Source organism: Planktothrix sp. FACHB-1355 (assembly GCF_014748295.1).
Taxonomy (GTDB): domain Bacteria; phylum Cyanobacteriota; class Cyanobacteriia; order Cyanobacteriales; family Aerosakkonemataceae; genus Aerosakkonema; species Aerosakkonema funiforme_A.
This window is the reverse complement of sequence record NZ_JACJUP010000804.1, coordinates 1-3,298: the sequence shown is the minus strand read 5'-3', so window position 1 is coordinate 3,298 and position 3,298 is coordinate 1. Positions and strand designations below refer to the sequence as shown.

Sequence of the window (3,298 nt, the reverse complement as noted above, 5' to 3'; positions counted from 1 at the left end):
ATGGAATAATGCACCCCGCTCTGTTGTCTATGAGGGCGCTTTCTTTTGGCCAAGGTGTCAATGCTGTGGTATCTAAAATACTTGAAAACGAAGAATATTTCGGCGTTGAGTTATTTTTACAACATGAAAATTTCCGAACTAGCTTAACTCCTATCTATGGAAAGACTGGCGATTTAGAGAGAATGACGTTAATTCGCGAACAACTAGGTAGCTTCCCCGATGAAAAGCCTGAGTTAGAGGTAGATAATATCTCCGGTAATTGGATAGGGAAAAGAGAATATATGACACCCGATTTGAAAGTGTCTCCAGCGAGCGAAACTCAACAACTGGTGTTAGATGCAAACGCTGGTAAAAACAAAACCTTCTTCCTTCCAGATGGAGTCGTTGTCAATGCTCCTAAAAAGGTTGAATTTGGTGAAGAATTTGAGATAGCAGCAGGTAAATTTGTCTCGAAAAACGAGTACAAACGACTCACCGCCAAATATGACGAATCTGGTAAGTTTTCGCTGTTGATATCAGAAGTCTTCGAGCGAAAAGAGTAGACGGCAAAAGGCTGATTAGATTCAGCTAAAGCAGTCACAGAGTATGTTGCACAAAAATTGGCAGGCTAAATTATACTAAACTTATCTTCTAGTCAAACTGCCGGGTGACACTTTTTCCCAAAACTGTCTCGGCTGATTTCCACAAGTTAGACAAGCTTCCATCAGTGGAATCAAGGGTTTGCGGCAATAGACACACACACCGCTTAAATATAGGCTAAGAGCGTCTTTAGGTAAGTCCCGGCATTGCAGGCATCCCCAAAATTCATCAATACTTTTGACAGCTAAAGTGTTGCATTTATCGCATTGCTCGACTTTCCAAAACAGATTTTTCATTGCTTTAACACATAAAATAAGCAAAAACAGCAATCTTCACCGCAAAGCGGCTTCACAGCAAATGAGTCGATCGATCGCTGCATCAAAAGTTTATCATGAATTTACGTCATCTGTCTCTAGGTAGATGTTTGATATTTTTTAGCTAATTTGTGAAGTCAAATACGCAGCAATACTTAGAAAAGACAGATAAGGTAAAAAAAGCTTTCCTTGGTTTTTTTCCGCCTAATTAGACTATAAACATAAAGATATAGGCTTAAAACAATCAAGAGGTAGCTGTGGCTCGTAAACGCTTTATCATCGAAATGGGTATGGGAATTGACCAGCACGGACAGGAACCGACCGTCGCCGCAAAGAGAGCTGTACGCAACGCCATTGCAAACAATGCCTTACCCGGTATTTGGGAAGTCGCCGGTTTGAGCAATCCAAATGAAATGATCGTGGAAGTCCAGGTAGCAGTTCCTTACCCAGAACAAGTCCGTCAAGAAGAAGTATTAGCGGTGCTACCTTTTGGGCGCAAATCTCTCAATGTTGAAAAAGGCGGTATGGTAGTTCAAGGGCGGGCAATTTCCTCACTTAATGATAAAAATGATGAAATGCTAATTGCTGTTGCTGCTGTTACGGTTTTCGTTGATATTGAGTAGTTTAAGGTATTTAACGTAAGTTGCTAGTTATATCATTAAGGCTTTTTAGGTACGTTGTTGCACTTTAGCACTCTTTGAGCCCTAAAGCCCAACAACGTACCCATTATTTATTCCGAACAAGAGCTAATGGAAGTAACTAGCAGGTTAATTTTTTTAAAATACATTCACATACTTTCATATTTCTTTAGAAGCTAGATTATTGTCTAGCTTAACGCTTCTATGTAAAATGATTAATACTGGCCTAAAAACTCGGAACTAACACTTGATGAAATCACGCATATTTACCAAACGACAATGTATGGAGAAAACGATCGATGCTCGAAATTCATAAAATAACCGGACTCAGGGCGCAACACTTTGCCGACCTTATCAGGACTGCACAATTAGTTTTCGATCCAGCTAGGGGTGTTTCTGGCCGCTATCTAAAAGTTGACTGGGAAAAATTTGGAATTCCTTTGGAAGTTGTAGAAAATTTGCAAAGCCTGGGCCAGCAATATCAATTTGCTTCTCCTCACATTCCTGTAGAAGATATTTGGGAAAAATTAACTCCAGAAACTCGTAGATGGTTTGTCGAAAAGAAAGATTATTTATGGCAATTTGAGGAAGCTTTCCCGGCTTTCGATGAAGACTAAAAAATATCGTTTTTCATCTATTGATTAATTAAATAAAAACCCTGCTGCCGGTTTTTATCTGCTTTTCCTCCTAAACGCCCCCACCACAACCCGCTTCGGGTGTGGTGGGTTTTTGAGATAAAGCAATTAGCCTTCTGGCTGTATTGCAGGGCTAGTTGATGTGTCGGGGTACAATCCTAATTGCTTAGCTAATTCGCGGGCAACATGAAATAAAAATTTAGCACCATCTTGGTTATCTTCATGGGCCATTACCGTTCCTATTTGTACCATTGTTTGCACCAAACCAGCATCGAGCAAGTCTAAGTGGGCGTCTAAAACCTCTGGTTCCTGACCGTTCGGACACTTAAACAATTGTTCGATCAAATTGATATAAAGCTCTTGCCGTTGTACTGTCATAACTTTATTTTTGGAAAATTTTAGAGTTTTCGCGCTTAAAGATAAGCATAGAATCATCAAACTATATTTGAAATATCTAAAAAGTATAATTAACTACATTATTTAAATTACGAAATGTTAATAGTTGTTGCGTTCTTAAACTTTTCTTTTAAATTTAATAGCAGAGAGTTTAACTGCGACAGATAGAGCCCTTTTTAGGGAATGTTTGTAGGTTGGGTTGAGAAAATAGCGAGGGTCTTGTTTAAGAGACCGGGTTTCTGGGATATACTTCACGCAACTGAATGCCGTTATAATAAGTGTTTTCTCTGTTTATGCTCTTATAATCGAATAAGTAGAATAGCGGATATTCAAACAGCGGCAAAAGATATGCAATACTTAATCTACGGGTTAGCCATCTATGGATTGGTGCTGGGAGCCGGCTACTTTCTGATTTTTCAAAGGCTTTTAAACTTAACTCTTCAGTACTCTAAAATAACGATCGATCGCGACAACGAGACACCAGATTATGTAAAAGAATTATTTAAAATACCTGTGAATGAAATCGAAAAACTAGGGTTTCAATTCTGTTGTTACTGCCAAGAAGACAACATTTTTGGAGATAAACACTGGCAAGTTCTACTATTCAACAATAATTGCCAGACGTTTGCACAAGCAATCATGTCCGTTTTACCAGACCGGGGCAACCAAGCTAATATTTACTTCTACACATACTTTGAAGATGGCGTTGTACTGCTAACCATGAACGGACTCGTTC

General features: G+C 39.1%; 6 protein-coding genes. 4 read left to right on the top strand and 2 right to left on the bottom strand.

The genetic code is table 11. The annotated features are described in order from the left end of the window. The coding region (locus H6S82_RS25160) for a DUF3598 family protein (RefSeq protein WP_191056891.1) at window positions 1-542 on the top strand (542 nt) is incomplete at its 5' end. An 81-nt stretch (window positions 543-623) separates the two neighbouring features. Here the strand turns inward: H6S82_RS25160 and H6S82_RS25155 are convergent. Further along, window positions 624-875 (bottom strand): hypothetical protein, encoded by a 252-nt coding sequence (locus H6S82_RS25155; RefSeq protein WP_190473797.1) that lies wholly within the window; start codon window positions 873-875, stop codon window positions 624-626. A 275-nt stretch (window positions 876-1,150) separates the two neighbouring features. On the opposite strand from H6S82_RS25155, the gene H6S82_RS25150 reads away from it, so the two are divergent. Both H6S82_RS25150 and H6S82_RS25145 read left to right on the top strand, forming a co-directional pair. Further along, window positions 1,151-1,516 (top strand): Lin0512 family protein, encoded by a 366-nt coding sequence (locus H6S82_RS25150; RefSeq protein WP_190473796.1) that lies wholly within the window; start codon window positions 1,151-1,153, stop codon window positions 1,514-1,516. 314 nt (window positions 1,517-1,830) lie between these two features. After that, window positions 1,831-2,148: a hypothetical protein gene (locus H6S82_RS25145; protein WP_190473795.1), complete on the top strand. Its 318-nt coding sequence runs from the start codon at window positions 1,831-1,833 to the stop codon at window positions 2,146-2,148. A 126-nt stretch (window positions 2,149-2,274) separates the two neighbouring features. On the opposite strand, the gene H6S82_RS25140 is transcribed toward H6S82_RS25145, so the two are convergent. After that, entirely contained in the window at window positions 2,275-2,544 is a 270-nt protein-coding gene (locus H6S82_RS25140) for a hypothetical protein (protein ID WP_190473794.1), read from the bottom strand. Window positions 2,545-2,910: 366 nt separating this feature from the next. Between H6S82_RS25140 and H6S82_RS25135 the strand changes: the two genes are divergently transcribed. Next, window positions 2,911-3,298: hypothetical protein (locus H6S82_RS25135; RefSeq protein WP_199317956.1), on the top strand; the 388-nt coding region annotated here is incomplete at its 3' end.

Coding starts and splice junctions, on each gene's coding strand:
- H6S82_RS25145 (WP_190473795.1), top strand. CDS start 1,831: ATGCTCGAAATTCATAAAATAACCGGACTCAGGGCGCAACACTTTGCC.
- H6S82_RS25155 (WP_190473797.1), bottom strand. CDS start 875: ATGAAAAATCTGTTTTGGAAAGTCGAGCAATGCGATAAATGCAACACT.
- H6S82_RS25140 (WP_190473794.1), bottom strand. CDS start 2,544: ATGACAGTACAACGGCAAGAGCTTTATATCAATTTGATCGAACAATTG.